This window comes from Streptomyces sp. NPDC058872, assembly GCF_042743065.1.
GTDB lineage: Bacteria > Actinomycetota > Actinomycetes > Streptomycetales > Streptomycetaceae > Streptomyces.
Genome location: NZ_JBHYMK010000015.1, coordinates 1 through 21,143, shown reverse-complemented (window position 1 = coordinate 21,143; position 21,143 = coordinate 1). Strand labels below are relative to the sequence as shown.

Below are 21,143 nucleotides of genomic sequence, written 5' to 3'. Positions count from 1 at the left end.
GGCCCCCGGCGCGGCGGTGCGGCCCGGCACCGGGCGACGACACGTCGGCTGAGGCTATCGGATGTGCGGAACATGAGTTCACCGAGGCTTCGCCGACAGGACTCCCCCGTGACCTTCCGCGTCCGTGCGGGTGCGTCCCGTGGCGCGGAGATCATCATGGGCGATCGACGACCAGGCTCACGAACGCCGGTGCGGAGACCCGACCGAAACAGGACACCCTTCCGTCGTCATCGCAGGTCAGAGCATATGACAACGGTGTTCAGTACCGTGTTGCAGATACCCCCCACCCGTAGTTCACTTGCGAATCGGAGACCACCGAGCGACACCCGGACGACACGACCTGGAGGCCTTGTCATGGGGGCTGGACACGACCACGGACACAGCCACGGCGGCCCGCCGCCGACGGGAACGGCCGCAGCCGCGTACCGGAACCGGCTGCGGATCGCACTCGGCATCACGCTCTCCGTGATGGTGGTCGAGATCGTCGGCGGCCTGCTCGCCGACTCGCTCGCACTGATCGCGGACGCGGCGCACATGGCGACCGATGCGGTCGGGCTCGCGATGGCACTGCTCGCGATCCACTTCGCGAACCGCCCGCCGTCGCGGAACCGCACCTTCGGGTACGCCCGGGCCGAGATCCTGGCGGCGCTCGCGAACTGTCTGCTGCTGCTCGGCGTCGGCGGATACGTGCTGTACGAGGCGATCCAGCGGTTCATCGAGCCGGCCGAGACCAAGGGCGGCCTGGCGATCGCGTTCGCGGTCATCGGCCTGGTCGCCAACGTGATCTCGCTGTCGCTGCTCATGCGGGGCCAGAAGGAGAGCCTCAACGTCCGCGGGGCGTACCTGGAGGTGCTCGCGGACGCCTTGGGTTCGGTCACGGTGATCGTCGCGGCCGGCATCATCCTGGCCACCGGCTGGCAGTACGCGGACCCGATCGCCTCGATCGTGATCGGCCTGATGATCGTGCCGCGCACGATCAAGTTGCTGCGCGAGACCCTGGACGTGCTCCTGGAGGCGGCCCCGAAGGGCGTCGACATGGCGGAGGTGCGCTCGCACATCCTGGCCCTGCCGGGCGTCGAGGACGTGCACGACCTGCACGCCTGGACGATCACCTCGGGGATGCCGGTGCTCTCGGCGCACGTGGTCGTCGAGCAGGACACCCTGGACTCGGTCGGCCACGAGAAGATGCTGCACGAACTCCAGGGTTGCCTGGGCTCGCACTTCGACGTGGAGCACTGCACCTTCCAGTTGGAGCCGGTCGGCCACGCGGAGCACGAGGCGAAGCTCTGCCTCTGAGCCGCGTCCCGGGCGGCGGCCCCGATCGGCCGCCGCCTGTTAGCCTTTCCCCACGGAACGTGCGCGGAAAGGAGCTGGGGTCGATGACCGTCGCAAGGGAGGCTGCCCCGTGCGGCAGCACCCGGTCGTCCTTCGGCTTCCGGGTCTCCGGCTGACCTGATCCCGGTCTTCCCACCGGTACGTCACGTCGTCGGCCGGGACCCCCTTCACCAAGGGTTTCCACCTTGACCGACAACACCTTCCCCCCTTCCTCCTCCACCGCGCACCGCGGCCTTCCCGGACGGAGGCACGGGCACGCCCGTCCCGTCCCGCAGCCCGCCGATCCGCGCTGGCCCACCCGCCCCGAAACCGACGGGGAGGCCGGGACGATCCGCCGGGTCGTGACGGCCGCCTTCGGGTCGGAGTCCGAGGCCGATCTGGTCGATGCGCTCCGGACCGACGACGCCTGGCTGCCCGGGCTGTCCTACGTCGCCGAGGCACCGGACGGCACGGTCGCGGCGCACGCCCTGATCACCCGCTGCCTGGTCGACGGCGCCCCCGCCGGCGCGCTCGCCCCGGTGTCGGTGACCCCCGGGCACCAGCGGACGGGAGCCGGACAGGCCGTCGTCCGTGCCGTGCTCGACGCGGCGCGCCTTCAGGGCGAGTCGCTCGTGCTCGTCCTGGGCCATCCGGAGTACTACCCGCGGTTCGGGTTCGTACGGGCTTCCGCGTACGGAATCAAGCCAGGTTTCGAGGTCCCGGACGAGGCGATGATGGCACTGGTGCTGGACGCTTCGGTTCCCGTTCCTTCGGGCACCCTCGCATATCCGGCGCCTTTCGGGGTGTAGTGCCTGTTTTCACCCTCCTCGCTCCCACCGCACCGGTTGTACTCCGGTGCGGTGGGAGCCGCCGCGTCCGGCCGACGAAGTACGGACAAGCCGCTTTTGTACGGCACACTGTGGTGGCCCCACCGGGCCGAGGACCGATGCGAAGGATGGGTATGCCGACCACACCAGCCACCACGGCTCAGATCTCGCCGGAGACCGCGTCCAACGGCGTCCAGCCGTCCGGAGTCCCGGCGCCGATCATGCTCGAACTGGTCAACGAGGAGGGGAGGACGATCGGCACCGCCGAGAAGCTCGCCGCCCACCAGGCGCCCGGCCGGCTCCACCGCGCCTTCTCCGTCTTCCTCTTCGACGAATCGGGGCGACTGCTGCTGCAGCGGCGGGCGCTCGGCAAGTACCACTCCCCCGGCGTGTGGTCGAACACCTGCTGCGGCCACCCCTACCCGGGCGAGGCGCCGTTCGCCGCGGCGGCCCGGCGCACCTTCGAGGAACTGGGCGTCTCGCCCACGCTGCTCGCGGCGGCCGGCACCGTTCGCTACAACCACCCGGACCCGGCCTCGGGACTGGTGGAACAGGAGTTCAACCACCTCTTCGTCGGCCTGGTCCAGGCAGAGCCGCAGCCGGACCCCGAGGAGATCGAGGACACCGCCTTCGTCGGCCCCGACGAGCTGGCCGAGCGCCACGCGGCCGCACCCTTCTCCGCCTGGTTCATGACGGTCCTGGACGCGGCGCGTCCGGCGATCAGGGAGCTGACGGGTCCGTCCGGGGGCTGGTGACCGTCGGAGTGCAGGGCGCGCGCCCTGGCCCGGGTGCCACCGGGGCCAGGGGCAGCGCCGCCCAAATGATCTTCCCTCCGCTCGCGGTGTGCTCGACGTCGCAGGAGCCACCGGCCTCCTGTGCGATCTCGCGGACCAGGAGCAGGCCCCTCCCTCCCGTCTGTCCCCAATCGGCCTCCAGCGCCTTCGGGCGGTACGGATGGTTGTCCTCGACCGACACCCTGACCCACTCGGGACCGATCGCGACCTCCACTGCTATCTCCGGGGAGAGCAGCGCCGCGTGCCGCACCGCATTGGTCACCAGCTCGGAGACGATCAACAACAGGCCGTCCATGACCTCCTCGTGGACGGGGGCGCCCTGACGGACCAGTAGGTCGCGTACAGCGTGCCGGGCCTGCGGGACGGAGACGTCGACCGCTGCAGCGGTGAAGCGCCAGACTCCTTCGTAGGACGGTTGCTGGGCGGGAATCGCTCCGTGGGTCTCCACGGCCCCGTTCCCAGCCTCGTGCTCGGTTCTCGCCACGGATCGAGTCTTGGCAATGCACAGAGGTCGACCGAGCTACTGACCAGAAGTTGACACCTATCGGCTGTCTTTTGACCGGCGAATTATGCCGAGGTCAGATGCTCGACTGCCCTTGTCCGTTTTCCGGGAAGTCCGGAGACATGTCCTCGATCGGCTCCGAAGGCTTGACCATGCGGACGATCCGTCTCCCGCCCACCCCGATCGCGATCAGGCCGAGGCCGTCGAAGAGCAGCGCGAGGGAGAAGAAGACGCCGAGGACGTAACGGCTGCTGTGCGGCCAGTCGAAGAGCACCAACAGGCCGAGCAGCAGGCCGAAGGCCCCCTGGAGCAGGGTCCAGCCGAACTGGGGCCCGCGCACCACCACGCTGCCGACCAAGCGGAACAGCCCGCCGGTCAGGAACAGCAGGGCGGCGAACATCGTCAGCGCCTCCGCGGAGCCCTCCGGGTGACGGATCACCACGACACCGGCGGCGATGTTCAGGGCGGCGACCACCGCGGCGAGCCAGAAGTAGCTGGTGCCCCGCGACTGGATGGCCTGGAGCAGCCCCACGAAACCGCCGACGAGGAGCAGCCAGCCGAAGAGGAGCATGGAGGTCAGCGTGGCGGCGGCGGTGTAGATCAGGCCGACCACGCCACCGATCACGAGCAGGGTGCCGAGCACGGCCAGCCAGCTGAAGCTTCGACTGAGTCGTTTCCCCTCGCGCGCCATCTCCTGGACCGGGTCCGGATCGGCCTGCGTCTCGCGGGCGTCCTTGGCCATGCACTGCCTCCTCGGAGCGACCCCTTCTTGATCGTACGTTCGGGACCGGCGGATAGCATCCGCCCCATGGAGCCCCAGCTGAAGGAAAGCGTCTCGGACGGGATCGCCACCGTCGTCATCGCCAACCCCGCCAAGCGCAACGCGATGAGTGCCGGGATGTGGCGCGCCCTGCCGGGCGTCCTGGACCGGCTCGCCGCCGACCCCTCGGTCCGGGTCCTGGTCCTCACCGGCGAGGGCGACACCTTCTGCGCGGGAGCGGACATCTCGACGCTGCGGGAGCCCGGTGACGAGCAGCAGACGCTGGCGGTACGGGCCGAGGAGGCCCTCGCCGCCTTCCCCAAGCCGACCCTCGCCGCCGTCCGGGGCTTCTGCGTCGGCGGCGGCAGCCAGCTGGCTGCCGCCTGCGACCTGCGGTTCGCCGAGGAGGGTGCCCGCTTCGGTATCACCCCCGCGAAGCTCGGCATCGTCTACCCCTCCTCGTCGACCCGTCGGCTCACCGCCCTCGTGGGGCCGTCGACCGCCAAGTACCTGCTGTTCTCCGGCGAGCTGATGGACGCGGAACGGGCCCTGCGGACCGGCTTCGTGGACGAGCTGCATCCGGCGGGCGGACTGGACGGGCGGGTGACCGGGTTCGCCCGGGTGCTCGCCTCCCGTTCGCTGCTGACGCAGGCCGCGGCCAAGGAGTTCGTCGACGGGCACGTGGACCGGGATTCTCACTGGGCGGAGGAAGCACGCGGCAGCGACGACACCACGGAGGGGGTCGCCGCCTTCTTGGAGCGCCGCGCGCCGCGCTTCACCTACGGACGGTGAGCCGGCGGCTCATTCCCCCGCGAGCGACTGCACCGGGCGCCCGCGCCAGTGGGCCACGATCGCTGCCGGGGCCTTCTCGGGCGAGCCCGCGCCGTAGGGCGGTTGCGGGTCGTACTCGGTGAGCAGCTGGATGGTCTGGGCGGTCTCGTCCCCGGCGATCCGGCCGATGAGGTGCAGCGCCATGTCGATGCCGGAGGAGACGCCGGCGGCCGTGACGTACTTGCCGTCGAAGACGACGCGCTCGGCGGTGGGCTCGACGCCCAGCACCCGCAGCTCCTCCCGGGCGAGCCAGTGGGTGGTGGCCCTGCGTCCGTCGAGCAGGCCCGCGGCGGCGAGGACCAGGGAACCGGTGCAGACGGCGGTGGTCCAGCTGCTGGTGGCGTCCGCGGTGCGGAGCCAGTCGAGGATCTCCGGGTCGCCGAGGGCGATCCGCGCGTCCGGGCCGCCGGGGACCAGGACGACGTCCGGGCGCGGTACCTCGGCGAGGCTCCGGTCGGCCACGAGGGCGAGGCTGCCCTGGTCGTTGCGGACCGGGCCGGCCTCCTTGGCCACGAAGACGACCTCGGCCCCGGGGAGACGGCCGAGCAGTTCGTAGGGGCCGACGGCGTCGAGGGCGGTGAAGCGGTCGTAGAGCAGGACGGCTATCTGCACGGTGGTCCTTCGCAGGTCGGTGGAAACGGTCAGTCCACGGGTGCGTGGAAACGACGGCGGTACTCGGCGGGGCCGGTCCCCAGGGCCTTCAGGAAGGCGCGGCGCATCGCCTCGGGCGTGCCGTATCCCGAGGCGCGGGCGACCTCTTCGACACCGCGCGAGCTGTCCTCCAGGAGGCGACGGGCGTGTTCGAGCCGGACCCGGTTGACGTAGCTGCCGGGCGGCGTTCCGGTCTCCGCGCGGAAGGCCCGGGCGAAGTGGCGGGCCGAGAGCCGGACGCGGGCGGCCAGCGCCTCGACGGAGAGGTCCTCAGTGGGATGCTCGGTGATCCAGTGCTGGAGGTCCCGCAGCGGTTCCCGGCGGGCGGTCTGCACGGACAGCTGGGCGCTGAACTGGGCCTGGTTGCCGGGACGGCGCAGAAAGACGACCAGGTGACGGGCGACGGTGAGCGCGACGTCCCGGCCCAGGTCCTCCTCGACCAGGGCGAGTGCCAGGTCGATGCCCGCGGTGACCCCGGCGGAGGTGGCGAGCCGCCCGTCCCGCACGAAGACGGGGTCCGGGTCCACCTCGACCCGGGGGTGGCGGCGGGCGAGGTGCTCGCAGGCGTTCCAGTGGGTCGTGGCCCGGTGGCCGTCGAGGAGCCCCGCCTCGGCGAGGAGCAGTGCCCCGGTGCAGACGGAGACCAGGCGGGTGGCCCGCGGGCCGTGGACGCGCAGCCAGTCGACCAGGACCGGGTCGGGTTCCCGGGTGCCTTCGCCACCGGGGACGACCAGCGTGTGCGGAAGGCCGTCAGCGACGGCCTCGTCGAGTCCGGTGTCGGGCAGCAGGCGCAGTCCGCTGTGCGTGCGGACCGGCGCCCCGTCCAGGGAGGCGGTGCGGATCGGATAGGCGGACGGATCCCCGGCAACGCGTCCGGCACCGGCGAACACCTCGACCGGTCCGGTGACGTCGAGGCTCTGGACGTCGTCGAAGAGGACGACGAGGACGGATCGCTGGGGCATGGCCCCATCCTCGGCGCGGGCCGTCTCCGTCCGCAATGACGGAAAACCCACTCTTCCTGCCCTCGCGCGGACGGCCGGAAGGACCCCGTTCCCGTCGTACCAACCAGTCGGTAACCTTTGGTTCCATGACGAGCCACCTGCCCCCGCGAGCCGGACGCCGTTGCCACAACGTCGTCAACACGATGCACTCCACGCTCTACTTCTCGCCCGACCTCGACCGCGAGTTCGGCGCACTCGGCATCACCGATGCCACGCCCGCCCGGCTCGCCGCCCGGAGCGCCGTGCTCGGCGCGGTCGGCGCCGGCACCGTCGCCGCGGCCTTCTACAACTACAACCACGAACTCCTCGCCCAACACCTCCCCGCCGTCTGGGAGACCGCCTCCCCCGCCGCCGTCCTCGACGCGCGGCTGCGTGCCGTCGACGCGACGCTCCGCCGGCTGCTCGGCGACGGGGCGGTCACCTCCCCGGAGATGGCCGAGGCGGCCGAGCTCGCCCTGCGCGCCGCCGAGGCGTGCACGCGGCACGCCCGTCCCCTCTACTCCGCCAACGCCGACCTGCCCGTACCAAAGGCCCCCCACCTCGCCTACTGGCACGCCACCACGCTGCTGCGCGAACACCGGGGCGACGGTCACCTCGCGGCCCTGCTCTCGCTCGGCCTCGACCCCGTGGAAGCGGTCGTGTCGCACACGGCGACCGGCAAGGCCATGAGCCCGCGCTGGTTCCTCGCCAGCCGCGGCTGGCGACGCTCCGACTGGGAGGCCGCGGTCGGCCGGCTCCGCGGGCGCGGCCTGCTGGACGCCGAGGGCGAACTGACCGGGGCGGGGGCGCGGCTGCGCGAGGAACTGGAGCAGACCACGGACCGGCTGGACTCCGCCCCGTACGAGCACCTCGGCGCCACGGGCGTGGAGCGGCTCACCGAGCTGGCACGCGACTTCGCGGTCACGGCGGCCGGCGCGGGCGCCTTCCCCCCGGATCTCATCGGAAAGGGCTGAATCACGGGCCCCGGCGCGCACGTGATCGGGTCGATTGCCGCATCCGGGTGACCGACCCGGCACAATGCATGAGCAAGCTTGAGGCACGAGAAGGCGAGTCGGGACACCGTGACGACGTCCATCGAAGCAAGGATCGCCGAGGAGCTCGGCGTACGCGAGCGACAGGTGAAGGCAGCCGTCGAGCTCCTCGACGGCGGTTCCACCGTGCCGTTCATCGCGCGCTACCGCAAGGAAGCGACCGAGATGCTCGACGACGCGCAGCTGCGCACCCTCGAGGAGCGGCTGCGCTACCTGCGCGAACTGGAGGACCGCAGGTCGGTGATCCTCGACTCGGTGCGCGAGCAGGGCAAACTGACGGACGAGCTGGAGGCCGCCCTCCGGGCCGCCGACACCAAGGCGCGCCTGGAGGACATCTACCTGCCCTTCAAGCCGAAGCGCCGGACGAAGGCCCAGATCGCCCGCGAGGCCGGCCTGGAACCCTTGGCCGAGGGGCTGCTCGCCGATCCGTCCGTCGCGCCGGAGGCTGCCGCCGCCGCCTTCGTCGACGCGGACAAGGGCGTCGCGGACGCCGCCGCCGCCCTGGAGGGCGCGCGGGCGATCCTCACCGAGAAGTTCTCCGAGGACGCCGACCTCATCGGCGAACTGCGCGAGCGCATGTGGGGCCGCGGCCGGCTGGTGTCCAAGGTCCGCGAGGGTCAGGAGGAGGCGGGGTCGAAGTTCGCGGACTACTTCGACTTCGCCGAACCGTTCACCGAGCTCCCCTCCCACCGGGTGCTCGCCCTGCTGCGTGGCGAGAAGGAGGACGCGCTCGGGCTGGAGCTGGAGCCCGAGGAGCCCGCCGAGGGCCCCTCCTCGTACGAGGGGATCGTCGCGGGCCGCTTCGGCATCGCGGACCGGGGGCGCCCCGGCGACGCGTGGCTCCGGGACACGGTCCGCTGGGCCTGGCGCACCCGCATCCTGGTGCACCTGGGGATCGACCTGCGCCTGCGGCTGCGCACGGCGGCCGAGGACGAGGCGGTCCGGGTCTTCGCGGCGAACCTGCGCGACCTGCTGCTCGCCGCGCCGGCCGGCACCCGGGCCACGCTGGGACTCGACCCCGGCTTCCGCACCGGCGTGAAGGTCGCCGTCGTCGACGCGACCGGCAAGGTCGTCGCCACCGAGACGATCCACCCGCACGTTCCCGCCAACCGTTGGGACCAGGCCCTCGACAGGCTCGCGCGGCTGGCAAGGGAACACGCGGTCGAGCTGGTCGCCATCGGCAACGGCACCGCCTCCCGGGAGACGGACAAGCTGGCGGCCGAACTCATCAGCAAGCACCCGGAGTTGAAGCTGACCAAGGTGATGGTTTCGGAAGCGGGCGCTTCGGTCTACTCGGCTTCCGCCTTCGCCTCGCAGGAACTCCCCGAACTCGACGTGTCCTTGCGCGGCGCCGTCTCCATCGCCCGCCGCCTCCAGGACCCGCTCGCGGAACTGGTGAAGATCGACCCGAAGTCCATCGGCGTCGGCCAGTACCAGCACGACCTCGCCGAGGCGAAGCTCTCGCGGTCGCTGGACGCGGTGGTGGAGGACTGCGTGAACGGCGTCGGCGTCGACGTCAACACGGCCTCGGCGCCGCTGCTCTCGCGGGTCTCCGGGATCAGCTCGGGCCTCGCGGAGAACATCGTCGCGCACCGTGACGCCAACGGCCCCTTCCGCTCCCGCAAGGCCCTCAAGGACGTGTCGCGACTCGGCCCGAAGGCGTACGAGCAGTGCGCGGGCTTCCTCCGCATCCGGGGTGGCGACGACCCTCTCGACGGCTCCGCGGTGCACCCGGAGGCGTACCCGGTGGTGCGCCGGATGGCGAAGGCGACGGGCGGCGAGGTCGCGGCGCTCATCGGCGACACGGGCACGCTGCGCTCGCTGCGGGCCGACGACTTCGTCGACGAGACCTTCGGCCTGCCGACGGTGACGGACATCCTGCGCGAACTGGAGAAGCCGGGCCGCGACCCGCGTCCGGCGTTCCGGACGGCCACCTTCAAGGAGGGCGTCGAAAAGATCGGAGACCTGGCGTCCGGGATGGTCCTGGAAGGCGTGGTCACCAATGTGGCGGCGTTCGGCGCCTTCGTGGACGTCGGTGTGCACCAGGACGGCCTCGTGCACGTGTCGGCGATGTCGAAGACCTTCGTCAAGGATCCGCGCGACGTGGTGAAGCCGGGCGACGTGGTCAAGGTGAAGGTCCTGGACGTGGACGTGCCGCGCAAGCGGATCTCACTGACCCTGCGCCTCGACGACGAACCGGGTGCCGACGCCCAGGGAGGCACGTCCAGGCGCGAGCGGGGCGACCGCGGGGGGCGGGGCGATCGTTCCGGCCGGCCGCCGCAGCAGCGACAGGGCGAGGCACAGCGGGGCGACCGGGGCGGCCGGAACGACCGGGGCCGGTCGGCCGCGCCCGCACCGGCCAACAGCGCGATGGCGGACGCCCTCCGCAAGGCGGGCCTGCTGGGCGGGGGGAACGACAAGCGCCGATAGGGGCACCGTGTGGAGGAGTGCGTCCGACGGTTCGTCGGAGCCGTCCCCGTCAGCCCCGAGCAGGGCGACGGGGACGGCCGCTCCTCGTTCACGACCAGGCCGGGACGCCCCGGACCCGCTGCCGGCGCGCACCGGTCCTCCGCCCCCGATCGGTTGCCCCCTTCGGGGGAAGCACGTCTCCTGCTTCCGGAGGCGGCGAGGAGGGCAGCAGAACGGGGCCGGTCGGCCGCGTGCCGGGCCGCCCGGGTGCACGTCCGACCGCAAGGGGCCGCCTCCCGCGGTGCCCCTCGGCATCGGGGCGGGGTTACGGCAGGAAGCGCAGCGCCCAGTCGGCGCGGTTGGCGACGGAGAGGTCATCGTCCTCCGTCAGCGGCTGCAGGAGACGGCGAGCGGACTTCGGGTCGGCCTGGACCAGGTCCACGATCTCGGCGGCCAGACCGTCCTGGTCGTCACCGAGGTCCACGGCCGAGGCGCGGATCAGCGCCGGAAGGGTGTCGGAACCGCCGATCGCCGCGAGGACGCCGCCGAGGAGCTCGCGGGCGTAGGCGTTCTGCTCGATGAGGGCGCGGTCCAGCTCCGCCTGGAGGCGCGGCAGGAGGCCGGCGTCACCCGAGGCGGCGATCTCATCGGCGAGGTCGATCGTCGCGTCGACGTCCGCGTCGAGGTCGTCCAGCATCTCGGTCAGCCGGGTCAGTAGGTCGGTCATGGTGTTGCCTCCTGGAATGCGCCGTCCGCGAGGGCGGGGCCGACCGTCGAGCTGTCGATCTCGGCGGCCACGGCCACGGCCTGCGGAAAGCCGTACGCGTACAGTTCACGGCCCGACCGGCAACCGTGCAAGGCGGCGGTCGGGTCCTCCGTCGCCGCCCACGGCGTGGCCGCCGCGGACGCCTCCGGGGTCAGGGTGCGGGGACCCCCGCTTCGACGGGCCCCCGTCCGGAGGGGACCGTCATCAGAGCTCGGTCACCTTGCCGTCGGCGACCTCGATGCGACGGGTGGTGCGGACCGCGTCGAGCATCCGGCGGTCATGGGTGACGAGGAGCAGCGTGCCGGTGTACGAGTCGAGCGCGGACTCCAACTGCTCGATGGCCGGCAGGTCCAGGTGGTTGGTCGGCTCGTCCAGGACGAGCAGGTTCACTCCACGGCCCTGGAGCAGGGCGAGCGCGGCGCGCGTCCGCTCGCCCGGGGAGAGGGTGCTGGCGGGCCGCAACACGTGGAGGGCCTTCAGACCGAACTTGGCGAGCAGCGTCCGGACGTCGGCCGGCTCGGTGTCGGGCACGGCCGCGCAGAACGCCTCCAGGAGCGTCTCCGTGCCGTGGAAGAGCTTCCGGGCCTGGTCCACCTCGCCGACGACGACGCCCGAGCCGAGCACCGCGTCGCCGGAGTCCAGCGGAAGGCGCCCGAGGAGCGCGGCGAGCAGGGTCGACTTGCCGGCGCCGTTGGCCCCGGTGACGGCGACCCGGTCGGCCCAGTCGATCTGGAGGGTGACGGGGCCGAAGGAGAAGTCGCCGCGGCGCACCTCGGCCTCGCGCAGGGTCGCGACGACCGAGCCGGAGCGGGGTGCGGCGGCGATCTCCATGCGCAGCTCCCACTCCTTGCGGGGTTCTTCGACGACGTCGAGGCGCTCGATCATGCGCTGGGTCTGCCGGGCCTTCGCCGCCTGCTTCTCGCTGGCCTCGCCGCGCAGCTTGCGGCCGATCTTGTCGTTGTCGGTGGCCTTGCGGCGGGCGTTGCGGACGCCCTTGTCCATCCAGTTGCGCTGCATGAGGGCACGGCCTTCGAGGGCGGCCTTCTTGCCCGCGTACTCCTCGTACTCCTCGCGCGCGTGGCGCCGGGCGGTGGCCCGCTCCTCCAGGTACGCCTCGTAACCGCCGCCGTACAAGGTGATCTGCTGCTGGGCGAGGTCGAGTTCGAGGACTTTGGTGACGGTGCGGGTGAGGAACTCGCGGTCGTGACTGACGACGACCGTGCCGGCGCGCAGCCCCTTCACGAAGGATTCCAGCCGCTCCAGGCCTTCGAGGTCGAGGTCGTTGGTGGGCTCGTCGAGCAGGAAGACGTCATAGCGGGAGAGGAGCAGCGAAGCGAGGCCCGCACGGGCGGCCTGGCCACCGGAGAGGGCCGTCATCGGCTGGTCGAGGCCGACGGTGAGGCCGAGGGAGTCGGCCACCTCTTCGGCGCGCTCGTCGAGGTCGGCTCCGCCGAGGTTCAGCCAGCGTTCGAGGGCGAGGGCATAGGCGTCGTCCGCACCGGGGGCGCCGTCGACGAGCCCCTGGGTGGCCTCGTCCATGGCGGTCTGGGCGGCGGCGACGCCGGTGCGACGGGCGAGGAACTCCCGCACGGTCTCACCGGCACGCCTCTCGGGTTCCTGCGGGAGGTGCCCGACGGCGGCGGTGGGCGGGGAGAGGCGCAGTTCGCCCTCTTCCGGGACGTCGAGGCCGGCCAGCAACCGCAGCAGGGTCGACTTGCCGGCGCCGTTGGCGCCGACGAGGCCGATGACGTCACCGGGGGCGACGACGAGGTCGAGGGCGGCGAAGAGGGTGCGTTCGCCGTGGCCGGCGGCGAGGTCCTTGGCGACGAGGGTTGCAGTCATCAGGGAAGGAATCCTAGGCGACGCCGCTTCGCTCCGCGGAAGCGAGCAGCCGCAGCAGCACGGACCGGTAGCCGGCGGCGGGGAACCGGTAGGGGCCGATCCCCGGATATCCCTCGTGCACGAGGTCGACGGCGGGTCCGGTCTGCCAGGCGAAGTCGCGCCAGACGACGTCACCCCCCTCGCGCAGGACGACGGCGGTGACCGCACCGCATCCGGGGTCCGCACAGTCGGGACAGGAGTGGATCACCTGGCGGGTGCCGTCGGCCGACAGGAGGCGGAGGGCGTGCTCGGCGCGGACGGTGGGCGGGAGGTCTGCCGCGAGGGGCGAGACGACGTCCGCTCCTTCGATCTCGTCGAGCCGGCGGAGGAGCGGCCTGCCGTCGACGAGGAAGTCGTGGCGGACCCGGTGACCACCGCCCTCGGAAACGACGGAGGTGAGGTCGAGGGATGTGTGCGGGAGCGGCATGGCTCAAGTATTTCGATCTTCCGTGGCTGCACCGTCCCGGAAATGTCCCGGTCCCGGTACGGTCCGGGCATGTGGTGCGACGTGATCGTGGTGGGCGGCGGAGTCATCGGGCTGGCAACGGCAACGACCCTGGCGGAGCGCGGGCTGCGGGTGCGGATCTGGTCGCGGGACGTCGTGACGCGGACGACCTCGGCGGTGGCGGGCGCGCTGTGGTGGCCGTACCGGATCGAGCCGGCGGCCGAGGTCGGGGCGTGGGCGCTCGCCTCCTTGCACACGTACGCCGAGCTGGCCGTGGATCCGGACCGCAGCGGGGTCCGGTGGACGGCCGGGGTCCATGCGGACACGACCCTGGAGCACCTCGGTCCGTGGGCGGGCGAGGTCGAGGGGCTCCGACGGTTGGCGCCGGACGAAGTGCCGGGGCCGTACCAAACGGGCCTGGCGGCACGCCTGCCGCTGATCGACATGCCGGTCCACCTGGCTTTCCTGCGGGACCGGTTCGAGGCCCTGGGCGGCGTCTTCGAGCAGCGCGCGGTGAGCGGGTTCGAGGAGGCCGCGGCCTTCGCCCCGGTGGTGGTCGACTGCACCGGGCTCGCAGCGCGCACGCTCGTCCCGGATCCCGCGCTGCGGCCGGTGCGGGGGCAGTTGGTCCTGGTGGAGAACCCCGGGATCGACGAGTGGTTCACTGCGGCCGACGGGACGTCCGGCGAGACCACGTACTTCTTCCCGCACGCCGACCGCTTGGTGCTCGGCGGGACGGCCGAGGAGGGCGACGAGCGGCTCGACGCGGATCCGACCACGGCGGCGGCGATCGTCGCGCGGTGTGCGCGGGTGCGGCCGGAGATCGCGGACGCCCGGGTCCTGGGGCACCGGGTGGGGCTGCGGCCGGTGCGGGTGGGAGGGGTGCGGATCGAGGCGGAGCCGCTGCCGGGCGGCGGGCGCCTGGTGCATCACTACGGGCACGGTGGCGCGGGGGTGACGGTGGCCTGGGGCTGCGCGCTGCGGGCGGCGGACCTCGTCCTCGGCTGACCGGTTCGCCTACGACCGGCCGGCGGACGCGCCCGACCGGCCCCGACGGTCGGGGCCGGTCGGGGCCGGTCGGGGCCGGTCGGGGCCGGTCGGGCGGGAACGACCGCGGGGCGGTCACCGCCCGGGAGGACGACGACCGCCCCGCGGGGCGCGCTCCGTCTACTTCCAGAGCGGCGGCTTGTGGTACTTGTCCGCGTCGGCGCACCGCTTGGCCTGGCGCTCCAGGGCATCGGCGCGGGCGAAGGCCTTGCGGGCCTCCGTCGTGGCGTGCAGGCGCTTGAGCTGGGCGGCGCGGTCGCGCTCCTTGCGGGCCTGCGCGTGCAGCTTGGCGGCGTTGCAGGTGACGGACTTGGCGGCGGCCGGCTCGGCGGTCACCGTCTGCCCGAGCAGCACGCCCCCGGCGAGCAGCGTCGTGGCGAGCAGCGCCGTGAGGGCACGGCGCGCGGGCTTGGTGTGGTGCATGGTGGTTCTCCAACTTCGGGGCTTCGTGGGCCCGTTCGAGGCATGGTCAGTACCAGTGAGTAACTTTACCTCGAAGGAGAACGGGACCACGTCACGACCCGCTCGACGGATTCGCTCGTCAACACCTCTCCACAGGACGTCCGCTGACGAGGTGGTAGGTGGCACGTGCATCCAGGAGCAGTGGAACGAGGGCTCGTTGGGACTGCGCGAGCGGCACCAGGGCGCCGGTGGCGTCGACCCGTGCGGTCACCCCGTGCAGGGCCAGTTCGTCGCCGACCTCGGCGTACTGCGCGGCGTCCAGGCGGTAGCCACAGGGCGGGTCGAGGAGGACCTCGTCCGGCTCCGGCGGATCGTTGTCGGCGCCGCCGAGGTACACCGGCCCCCGGCCGGCGAAGCCGGTGTGCCGGGCGAGGGCGGTGGCCACCGCGAGCGGCCCGCGGCGCTCCTCCAGATGGGCGAAGACGCCTTCCAGCGCGGCGCGGTGGGTGGCGACGCGGCGCCGGTGGTTACGGGCCGGATCGTCCTTCTCCGGCTGGTCGAGCGCGTCCACCCGGGTCTCGGCGAGCAGGGCCGCGGAGTGCTTGACGCCGGCCGCGTTGCGCAGGATCCGCTCCTGGCCGTCACCGGCGACCTGTTTGATCGGCTTGCCGGTGAGGGGATCGGTCCAGATGCCGTAGGTGCCGCTGCCGTGGCCGGCGAGGCGGGCGGCGGGCCGGACGTAGGACTCCGAGAGCGTCCGGGACTCGTCGTGGACGTGCGGGTCGACAGCGAGGTTGCGGGGCCAGAGGGCGAGCAGGTCCTTCTCGTAGTACCGCGGGGTGGCACCGTACTCGTGCAGGTCATAGACGAGTTCCGGGTGCCGGTCACGGATGACGGCTGCGATCGCACGCGCCTCGGCGGTCCGCAGGGCCAGGTGGTCGCGGTTCACGTCGATGCCGTCGCCGTTGCCCCGGGTGTCCGCCTCCCGTCCGTCGGGGTTCGCGGTGGGCAGGACCAGCAGGGTGGTGCGGGCGAGGAAGCGCCGGGTCTCCTCGTCCCGGGCGTACGCGAGGTCGCGCAGGGTGCTCAGACAGGCCTCGCGGCCGGCCGGCTCGTCGCCGTGCTGGCTGCAGACGAGCAGCACGGTGGTGCCGGAGCGGCCCTCGCCGAGGGTGACCAGCCGGAGCGGACGGCCCTGTCCGGTGGTGCCGATCCGGCGCACCGACGTCCGGTCGCCGGTCCGGTCGATGGCGGCGAGGAAGTCCCGCTCCTCGGCCTCGGTGGTCCACCGGGCGCCCCGGCTCGTCTCGAAGCCGGTGCGCGGGAGCACCTGCGCGGGAGCACGGTCCGCCGCTTTGGCGGGGACGGTGACGAGGGGGAGCGCGACGACCGCGGCGCCCGCCGCGAGGGCGAGTGCACGACGGCGGCTCCGCTGCCCGACGATCGTTTTCACCGGGTCTCCTCGATCAGGGCGGACGGCGTGCGACGGGGTCAACGGGCGGCTCCTCGGGGGCCGGCGGACGCGGGAAGGGCCGGCGCATCGGCGCGGTCGGCGGTCCCCTGCCGGACGGCGGGGCCCGGAGCGGGAAGGCGCGGTCCGGTGACGGCGGCCGGCGGGGCGGAACCGCTCGGCGGAGGGCCGGTGACGGGCGTCGATGCGGCCGGTGCCGGCCCCGTGGTGGCCCGGTCGAAGGCGCTCCGGCCCCCCACCAGGGGCAGCCGGGCCCAGGTGCGGGAGAGGTCCAACGTCAGGGTCGGCGTGGTCGACGGAGGGTCGAGGAGGTCCCGGTCGGTGCCCGCCACGATCAGCGCCAGTCGGTGCCCCGCCGGGACGACGTGGTCGGTCGGGGCGAGGTGGAGAGCCAGGGCGTACGCCTTGCCGGGAACCAATCGGCGTCCCCGGTGCGGGTCGGCCCAGGTGCCGAGGTCGGCCCAGCCCCGGCTGATGACGGTGAACGCGACGTCCGTCGTCCGGGGGACGGTCTCTTTGAAGCAGGCGCTGTCACCGGGGGTGCTCGCGCCCCAGCAACTGCGCTCGGCGAGGGTGCTGATGCCCTCCCCCGCCGCCGCGTAGTCGCGGATCGTGTCGGGTCCGAGGTCGACGAGGACGGCCGAGAGGTGGGCGCTGGTGGTGGTCGGGATCGCGGTGACCACCACCTTCGAGGCCCCGGAGATCCGCAGGTCCCGGGAGAGGGTGCGGGTGACGAACCCCGCCTTCTCGGGAGTCGGGCCGTCGATCCGCGCGGCCCAGTCCAGTTCGCCCAGGCTCCGGTCGTCGGTGAAGGTCGCGGTGGAGCCGGGGGGCGCGGGGGTGCGTCCGAGCGCGCCGGGCGTGGTGGGGGTGCCGGGGGCGGGGCGCAGCGTCGTGCTCCGGGTGGTGCTCGGCGGCCATTGCCGGTCGGTGGTCCAGAGGTCCGGGGCGCGTTCGACGTCGGCGACGGGTTCGCGGTCGATGCCGTTCTCGTGGCCGAGGAGATAGTGGTCGAACCAGCGGTGCAGGGTGCGGACCCAGTCGGCGCGCCGGAAGTCGAAGGGGTCGACGTGGCCGGTCTGGGAGAGCCAGATCTTCCGCTCGACGCCGTGCGCGGCGAGCGCGTCCCACCAGCGGCCGAACTGTCCCGCGCGCACGTTGAGGTCCTGTTGTCCGTGGACGACGAAGACGCTGGCCCTGACCTTGTCGGCGTCCTCGACGTAGTCGCGTTCGGTCCAGGCGGGGGTCCAGTCGCCGCTGTAGGGGGTGCTTCCGGCGATCCGTTCCTGGACCGCGTCGCAACGGTCCCGTGCCCCGGGGGCGTTCACGTAGTCGGAGAGCCAGCTCGGGTTGGCGTCGTAGAGCGGGGCGCCCTGGGAGTGGAAGTAGTCGTACCAGGAGGAGATGGCACCGATCGGAACGATCGTTTTCAGCTCTTCGACTCCAGTGGCGGCAACGCCGTTGGCGATGGTGCCGTCCCAGCTCTTGCCGATCATTCCGACGTGTCCGGTGCTCCAGGCGGTGGCACGGGCCGGAGTGTCCCCGGTGCGGGAGGCGTAGCCGCGGGCACGGCCGTTGAGCCAGTCGACGACGGCCTTGGCCGACTGGACGTCAAAACGGCCCCCGACGTCGTTGCAGCCGTCGGAGCGGCTGGTGCCGGCGAGGTCGACGGCGAGGAAGGCATAGCCACGCGGAACGAAGTAGTTGTCGTAGAAGAGCGGTAACCCGACCGGATTCCCTTCGGCGTCGTACGTCTTCTTCTGGCCCTCGTTGCCGCGTCCGCAGCAGGCGTAGTACGGACTGGCGTCCATGATGACCGGGACCTTCCGACCGGCCGCGGCGGGCTCGCGGGGACGCACGATGTCGACGGCGACCCGGTCGACGCGCCCGTCGCCGTCGCCGTCGAGTCCGGTGTCGACCCAGACGGACTCGCGTACCGCATCGGCGTACGAATAGACGGGGCGGGACTCGCGGACGGGTGGCGGGACCCGCTCCGGCTCTGCGCCGGCGGGCGTCACCAGGGTCGCGAACAGGGCGGCCGTGACCGCGGCCAGAACGGTTCCGTACGACGGTCCGGGTCCGCGGGTTCTCCGCTTTCGCATCGGCATGCGCCGGAACGTACCCCGGTCGACTCCCCCGCAAAAGGGTGTCGCAGGCATTCGGCCGCGGCGCGGGGGGCGGACGGTGCGTCTCGGCCGAATGACGCTCGTGTGACGGAGGGTCCTCTGGACGTGACGGTGCGTCGGCGCGCTGAATGGGCTCCGAGCCAAGGATCGACGACCATCCGCACGTCTTACGTTTCCTAGGACCTGGGAGCACCCGTGCACCGCAGACTGATCGTTCCGAGCGCCCTCGCGGGCTCGCTGCTGCTGGCGATCCCGGCATCGGCGGCCTCTTTCACACCCGGCGCCCCGGGCATCGGCGACTCCTACTACCCCGCCAGCGGCAACGGCGGCTACGACGTCTCCCACTACGACCTGCGCCTGAAGTACCAGCCGGCGACGGATCTCCTGGAGGGCACGGCGACGATCCTGGCGACCCCCACACAGGACCTGTCCCGCTTCAACCTCGACCTCGGCCTGGAGGTCAGCGAGATCAGGGTGAACGGGCGGAAGGCCGGGTTCGCCACCTCGGGGGACCACGAACTGGAGGTCACCCCGGCGACCCCGCTGCGCAGGAACACGCCGATCTCGGTGGTCGTCCGGTACGCGGGCAAGCCCTCGGAGTTCAGGATCGACGGTTGGTCGGCCTGGGCCCGGACCCCGGACGGCGGAGTCGCCGCGCAGGAGCCGGAGTCGGCCGTCTGGTGGTTCCCGTCCAATGACCACCCGTTGGACAAGGCCACCTTCGACGTCTCGGTCCTGGTGCCGGACGGCCACCAGGCGATCAGCAACGGCGTGCTGCGGTCGCAGTCCTCGCGACTGGGTTGGACCCGCTTCAACTGGCGTTCCCACAAGCCCCAGGCGACCTACCTGGCGACGCTGGCCGTCGGCAGGTTCGACATCACGACGGGCCGGACCGCGAACGGACTGCCCGTGCTCAACGCGTACAGCAAGGACCTCGGCGACAACGCCGGCGCCGCCCGTGCCTCGATCGAGCGCACCACCGAGGTGGCGGAGTGGCTGGAGTCGGTCTACGGCCCGTACCCCTTCAACTCCCTCGGCGGCTACGTGCCGAACGTGACCAGCGGTTTCGCCCTGGAGACGCAGACCCGCCCGTTCTACAGCCCGCGGCAGTTCGCCAACGGCGCGAACGTGTCGGTGGTCGTGCACGAGTTGGCGCACCAGTGGTACGGCGACAGCGTGTCGGTCCGCGACTGGAAGGACATCTGGATCAACGAGGGCTTCGCCCGTTACAGCCAGTGGCTGTGGTCGGAGAAGGAGGGCGAGGGCACGGCGCAGGAACTGGCGGACCACGTGTACGCCTCGCGGACGGCCGAGGACCCGTTCTGGACCGTGCGGCCGGGTGACCCGGGTGCCGAGAACCAGTTCCACGTCGCGGTGTACGACCGGGGCGCCTGGGCGCTCCAGGCGCTGCGCAACGAGATCGGCGACGAGCGCTTCTTCGCGGTCCTGAAGGGATGGCCGCAGGAGTTCGCCTACGGCAACGCCGGGGTCTCGGACTTCGTCCGGTACGCGGAGCGGGTCTCCGGCAAGCGGCTCGCCGGGCTCTTCGACACCTGGCTGTACCAGCCGTCGAAGCCGGCCGCCGCGGCGGTGCCCGCGGCCCCGGGTCCGGCCACCCGCTCGACCGCGCCGTCGGCGGAGCCCGCACCGCCGAAGTCCTGGAAGGAGATCGCGGCGACGAACACCGTCCACGACCACGGCGCCCGCCCCGGGCACTGACCCCGGAGGACCTTCAGGAGCCGCCCCGGGGGCGCGCCGGTGGCCACCCGGGGTTCACGCCCCGACCGGGTCGCCCGTTCGCGACCGGTGCCGGTGTCCGAGGAGCGTGCCGGCGCCCCGGTGGACGCCCTCTGCTCCGGGGCCGTCGGTCCGGCGGGGGCTCACGCCGATGCCCCCGGCTTCCGGGGGCGGACGGGCGGCGCACCTCCCGCGGGCCGTCCGCCGGCGTGGCGGGCGGCCTTGCGGGCCCTTCGGGCCAGGGGGAGGTAGCGCAGCCGCTCGGGAAGCACGGGCACCACCACCCGGACGGTCCGGGTGAAGCGGCGCAGGGCCCGCTCCTGTGCGTCCGTCCATTCCAGGCCGATGGCCCGTCGGGCCTCCGGCGGCATCAGGCCGACGGTGAGGAAGGTCCGGAGCTTCAGGAACGGACGGCGCAGGACCGGCCAGAGGACACGGAGGACGAGCCGGAGCGGCAACGGCCCGCGATCGGGTGCGGGCAGTGGCAGGTCGGTGTCGAGCAGTTCCCGCACGACGGCGGTGGCCTCGATCTCCTCGGCGAGGACCCGCCGGTAGTACGGCCAGAACGCTTCGATCGTCTGGGGCATGTCCCGGTCGTGGATGCCGAGGATCCGACCGACTTGCAGCCACTCTGCGTACAGCTGCCGCTCCTGGGCCTCGCTGAGGGGGCGGACGAGGAGGCGGAGCCCGTGCCGGTAGATGGGGAAGCCGGTGGCGTGCACCCAGGAGTAGTAGGCCGGGGTGAGGGCGTGGTAGCGGCGTCCGTGGGCATCGACGCCCTGGATGGTCCGGTGCAGTTCCCGGAGCCGGCGGCCTTCCCGAGCGGCCTCGTCGCCCCCGTAGATCCACAGTTGGAGCGAGCGCAGGGACCGTTCGCCACGGCCCCAGGGGTCCGTGCGGAAGACGGAGTGGTCGTCGACGCCGGCGCCCACGGCCGGATGGGCGACCTGCAGGGTGAGGGCGGCGGGCAGCATCAGGAGAGCCCGCACGTCCCCCGCGAGGCTCCACAGCACGCCGCCCACGGGTGGCGGCTCCGGGGTGCTGGCGGCGGGTGCACGGCCGGGGGCCGTCGTCGGTTCCCTCACCATGGGCCTCCTCCTCGTGCCTTCAAGCTTGCCTCCGCGCGGAAGGGGCCGTCGACCGGGCGC

At 72.5% G+C, this 21,143-nt stretch carries 18 protein-coding genes and 1 pseudogene; 8 read left to right on the top strand and 11 right to left on the bottom strand.

Features of this window, described 5'->3' with window-relative positions; translation table 11 throughout:
• Positions 1-354 precede the first annotated feature (354 nt).
• The 3 genes and pseudogenes from ACFW22_RS12070 to idi all read left to right on the top strand — a co-directional run bounded on the left by ACFW22_RS12070 (position 355) and on the right by idi (position 2,896).
• Entirely contained in the window at positions 355-1,296 is a 942-nt protein-coding gene (locus ACFW22_RS12070) for a cation diffusion facilitator family transporter (RefSeq protein ID WP_386401956.1), read from the top strand.
• A gap of 278 nt (positions 1,297-1,574) precedes the next feature.
• Positions 1,575-2,123 (top strand): annotated as a pseudogene (locus ACFW22_RS12065) (GNAT family N-acetyltransferase); the annotation flags it as partial.
• A 152-nt stretch (positions 2,124-2,275) separates the two neighbouring features.
• Complete coding sequence (gene idi, locus ACFW22_RS12060; protein WP_386401954.1) at positions 2,276-2,896, top strand: isopentenyl-diphosphate Delta-isomerase; 621 nt, start codon at positions 2,276-2,278, stop codon at positions 2,894-2,896.
• On the opposite strand, the gene ACFW22_RS12055 is transcribed toward idi, so the two are convergent.
• On the bottom strand, positions 2,862-3,383 hold the full coding sequence (locus tag ACFW22_RS12055) for an ATP-binding protein (protein WP_386402194.1): 522 nt from the start codon (positions 3,381-3,383) through the stop codon (positions 2,862-2,864). The two genes, idi and ACFW22_RS12055, sit on opposite strands and share 35 nt — an antisense overlap.
• Before the next feature lie 130 nt (positions 3,384-3,513).
• Positions 3,514-4,179: an HdeD family acid-resistance protein gene (locus tag ACFW22_RS12050; RefSeq protein ID WP_386401952.1), complete on the bottom strand. Its 666-nt coding sequence runs from the start codon at positions 4,177-4,179 to the stop codon at positions 3,514-3,516.
• A 66-nt stretch (positions 4,180-4,245) separates the two neighbouring features.
• Between ACFW22_RS12050 and ACFW22_RS12045 the strand changes: the two genes are divergently transcribed.
• Positions 4,246-4,989, top strand: coding sequence for an enoyl-CoA hydratase/isomerase family protein (locus tag ACFW22_RS12045; RefSeq protein ID WP_386401950.1), 744 nt, complete (start codon positions 4,246-4,248; stop codon positions 4,987-4,989).
• A 9-nt stretch (positions 4,990-4,998) separates the two neighbouring features.
• Here ACFW22_RS12045 and ACFW22_RS12040 read toward each other — a convergent pair whose 3' ends face one another.
• Positions 4,999-5,640, bottom strand: coding sequence for a DJ-1/PfpI family protein (locus tag ACFW22_RS12040; RefSeq protein ID WP_386401948.1), 642 nt, complete (start codon positions 5,638-5,640; stop codon positions 4,999-5,001).
• Between the two features lie 29 nt (positions 5,641-5,669).
• Complete coding sequence (locus tag ACFW22_RS12035; protein ID WP_386401946.1) at positions 5,670-6,641, bottom strand: GlxA family transcriptional regulator; 972 nt, start codon at positions 6,639-6,641, stop codon at positions 5,670-5,672.
• A 125-nt stretch (positions 6,642-6,766) separates the two neighbouring features.
• On the opposite strand from ACFW22_RS12035, the gene ACFW22_RS12030 reads away from it, so the two are divergent.
• Together ACFW22_RS12030 and ACFW22_RS12025 are read left to right on the top strand one after the other, a co-directional pair.
• Positions 6,767-7,633 carry a hypothetical protein gene (locus ACFW22_RS12030; RefSeq protein ID WP_386401944.1) on the top strand — a complete coding sequence of 289 codons (867 nt, stop codon included), beginning with the start codon at positions 6,767-6,769 and terminating at the stop codon, positions 7,631-7,633.
• A gap of 108 nt (positions 7,634-7,741) precedes the next feature.
• Positions 7,742-10,141, top strand: a complete 2,400-nt coding sequence (locus ACFW22_RS12025) for a Tex family protein (protein WP_386401942.1) — start codon at positions 7,742-7,744, stop codon at positions 10,139-10,141.
• A 304-nt stretch (positions 10,142-10,445) separates the two neighbouring features.
• Here ACFW22_RS12025 and ACFW22_RS12020 read toward each other — a convergent pair whose 3' ends face one another.
• The 3 genes from ACFW22_RS12020 to ACFW22_RS12010 form a co-directional block, all read right to left on the bottom strand.
• Positions 10,446-10,847: a hypothetical protein gene (locus ACFW22_RS12020; RefSeq protein WP_386401940.1), complete on the bottom strand. Its 402-nt coding sequence runs from the start codon at positions 10,845-10,847 to the stop codon at positions 10,446-10,448.
• Positions 10,848-11,090: 243 nt separating this feature from the next.
• A complete protein-coding gene (locus tag ACFW22_RS12015) occupies positions 11,091-12,728 on the bottom strand; it encodes an ABC-F family ATP-binding cassette domain-containing protein (RefSeq protein WP_386401938.1) in 1,638 nt (545 codons plus the stop codon).
• A 13-nt stretch (positions 12,729-12,741) separates the two neighbouring features.
• Entirely contained in the window at positions 12,742-13,194 is a 453-nt protein-coding gene (locus ACFW22_RS12010) for a hypothetical protein (protein WP_386401936.1), read from the bottom strand.
• Between the two features lie 69 nt (positions 13,195-13,263).
• On the opposite strand from ACFW22_RS12010, the gene ACFW22_RS12005 reads away from it, so the two are divergent.
• Positions 13,264-14,220: an NAD(P)/FAD-dependent oxidoreductase gene (locus ACFW22_RS12005; protein WP_386401934.1), complete on the top strand. Its 957-nt coding sequence runs from the start codon at positions 13,264-13,266 to the stop codon at positions 14,218-14,220.
• 159 nt (positions 14,221-14,379) lie between these two features.
• On the opposite strand, the gene ACFW22_RS12000 is transcribed toward ACFW22_RS12005, so the two are convergent.
• The 3 genes from ACFW22_RS12000 to ACFW22_RS11990 all read right to left on the bottom strand — a co-directional run bounded on the left by ACFW22_RS12000 (position 14,380) and on the right by ACFW22_RS11990 (position 18,234).
• On the bottom strand, positions 14,380-14,682 hold the full coding sequence (locus tag ACFW22_RS12000; protein WP_386401932.1) for a hypothetical protein: 303 nt from the start codon (positions 14,680-14,682) through the stop codon (positions 14,380-14,382).
• Between the two features lie 118 nt (positions 14,683-14,800).
• Entirely contained in the window at positions 14,801-16,114 is a 1,314-nt protein-coding gene (locus ACFW22_RS11995; RefSeq protein WP_386401930.1) for a M14 family metallocarboxypeptidase, read from the bottom strand.
• A 38-nt stretch (positions 16,115-16,152) separates the two neighbouring features.
• Positions 16,153-18,234: a Xaa-Pro dipeptidyl-peptidase gene (locus ACFW22_RS11990; RefSeq protein WP_386402191.1), complete on the bottom strand. Its 2,082-nt coding sequence runs from the start codon at positions 18,232-18,234 to the stop codon at positions 16,153-16,155.
• A 219-nt stretch (positions 18,235-18,453) separates the two neighbouring features.
• Here ACFW22_RS11990 and ACFW22_RS11985 point away from each other — a divergent pair, with 219 nt between their 5' ends.
• On the top strand, positions 18,454-19,977 hold the full coding sequence (locus ACFW22_RS11985) for a M1 family metallopeptidase (protein WP_386401928.1): 1,524 nt from the start codon (positions 18,454-18,456) through the stop codon (positions 19,975-19,977).
• 161 nt (positions 19,978-20,138) lie between these two features.
• Here ACFW22_RS11985 and ACFW22_RS11980 read toward each other — a convergent pair whose 3' ends face one another.
• Positions 20,139-21,083 (bottom strand): oxygenase MpaB family protein, encoded by a 945-nt coding sequence (locus ACFW22_RS11980; RefSeq protein WP_386401926.1) that lies wholly within the window; start codon positions 21,081-21,083, stop codon positions 20,139-20,141.
• Positions 21,084-21,143: the final 60 nt, after the last annotated feature.

Excerpts from the sequence above, each read along its gene's own strand:
- ACFW22_RS12045 (WP_386401950.1), top strand. The coding sequence starts at position 4,246 with ATGGAGCCCCAGCTGAAGGAAAGCGTCTCGGACGGGATCGCCACCGTC.
- ACFW22_RS12070 (WP_386401956.1), top strand. The coding sequence starts at position 355 with ATGGGGGCTGGACACGACCACGGACACAGCCACGGCGGCCCGCCGCCG.
- ACFW22_RS11980 (WP_386401926.1), bottom strand. The coding sequence starts at position 21,083 with ATGGTGAGGGAACCGACGACGGCCCCCGGCCGTGCACCCGCCGCCAGC.
- ACFW22_RS12005 (WP_386401934.1), top strand. The coding sequence starts at position 13,264 with ATGTGGTGCGACGTGATCGTGGTGGGCGGCGGAGTCATCGGGCTGGCA.
- ACFW22_RS12030 (WP_386401944.1), top strand. The coding sequence starts at position 6,767 with ATGACGAGCCACCTGCCCCCGCGAGCCGGACGCCGTTGCCACAACGTC.
- ACFW22_RS11990 (WP_386402191.1), bottom strand. The coding sequence starts at position 18,234 with ATGCGAAAGCGGAGAACCCGCGGACCCGGACCGTCGTACGGAACCGTT.
- ACFW22_RS12010 (WP_386401936.1), bottom strand. The coding sequence starts at position 13,194 with ATGCCGCTCCCGCACACATCCCTCGACCTCACCTCCGTCGTTTCCGAG.
- ACFW22_RS12020 (WP_386401940.1), bottom strand. The coding sequence starts at position 10,847 with ATGACCGACCTACTGACCCGGCTGACCGAGATGCTGGACGACCTCGAC.
- idi (WP_386401954.1), top strand. The coding sequence starts at position 2,276 with ATGCCGACCACACCAGCCACCACGGCTCAGATCTCGCCGGAGACCGCG.
- ACFW22_RS12015 (WP_386401938.1), bottom strand. The coding sequence starts at position 12,728 with ATGACTGCAACCCTCGTCGCCAAGGACCTCGCCGCCGGCCACGGCGAA.
- ACFW22_RS12000 (WP_386401932.1), bottom strand. The coding sequence starts at position 14,682 with ATGCACCACACCAAGCCCGCGCGCCGTGCCCTCACGGCGCTGCTCGCC.
- ACFW22_RS12035 (WP_386401946.1), bottom strand. The coding sequence starts at position 6,641 with ATGCCCCAGCGATCCGTCCTCGTCGTCCTCTTCGACGACGTCCAGAGC.
- ACFW22_RS12050 (WP_386401952.1), bottom strand. The coding sequence starts at position 4,179 with ATGGCCAAGGACGCCCGCGAGACGCAGGCCGATCCGGACCCGGTCCAG.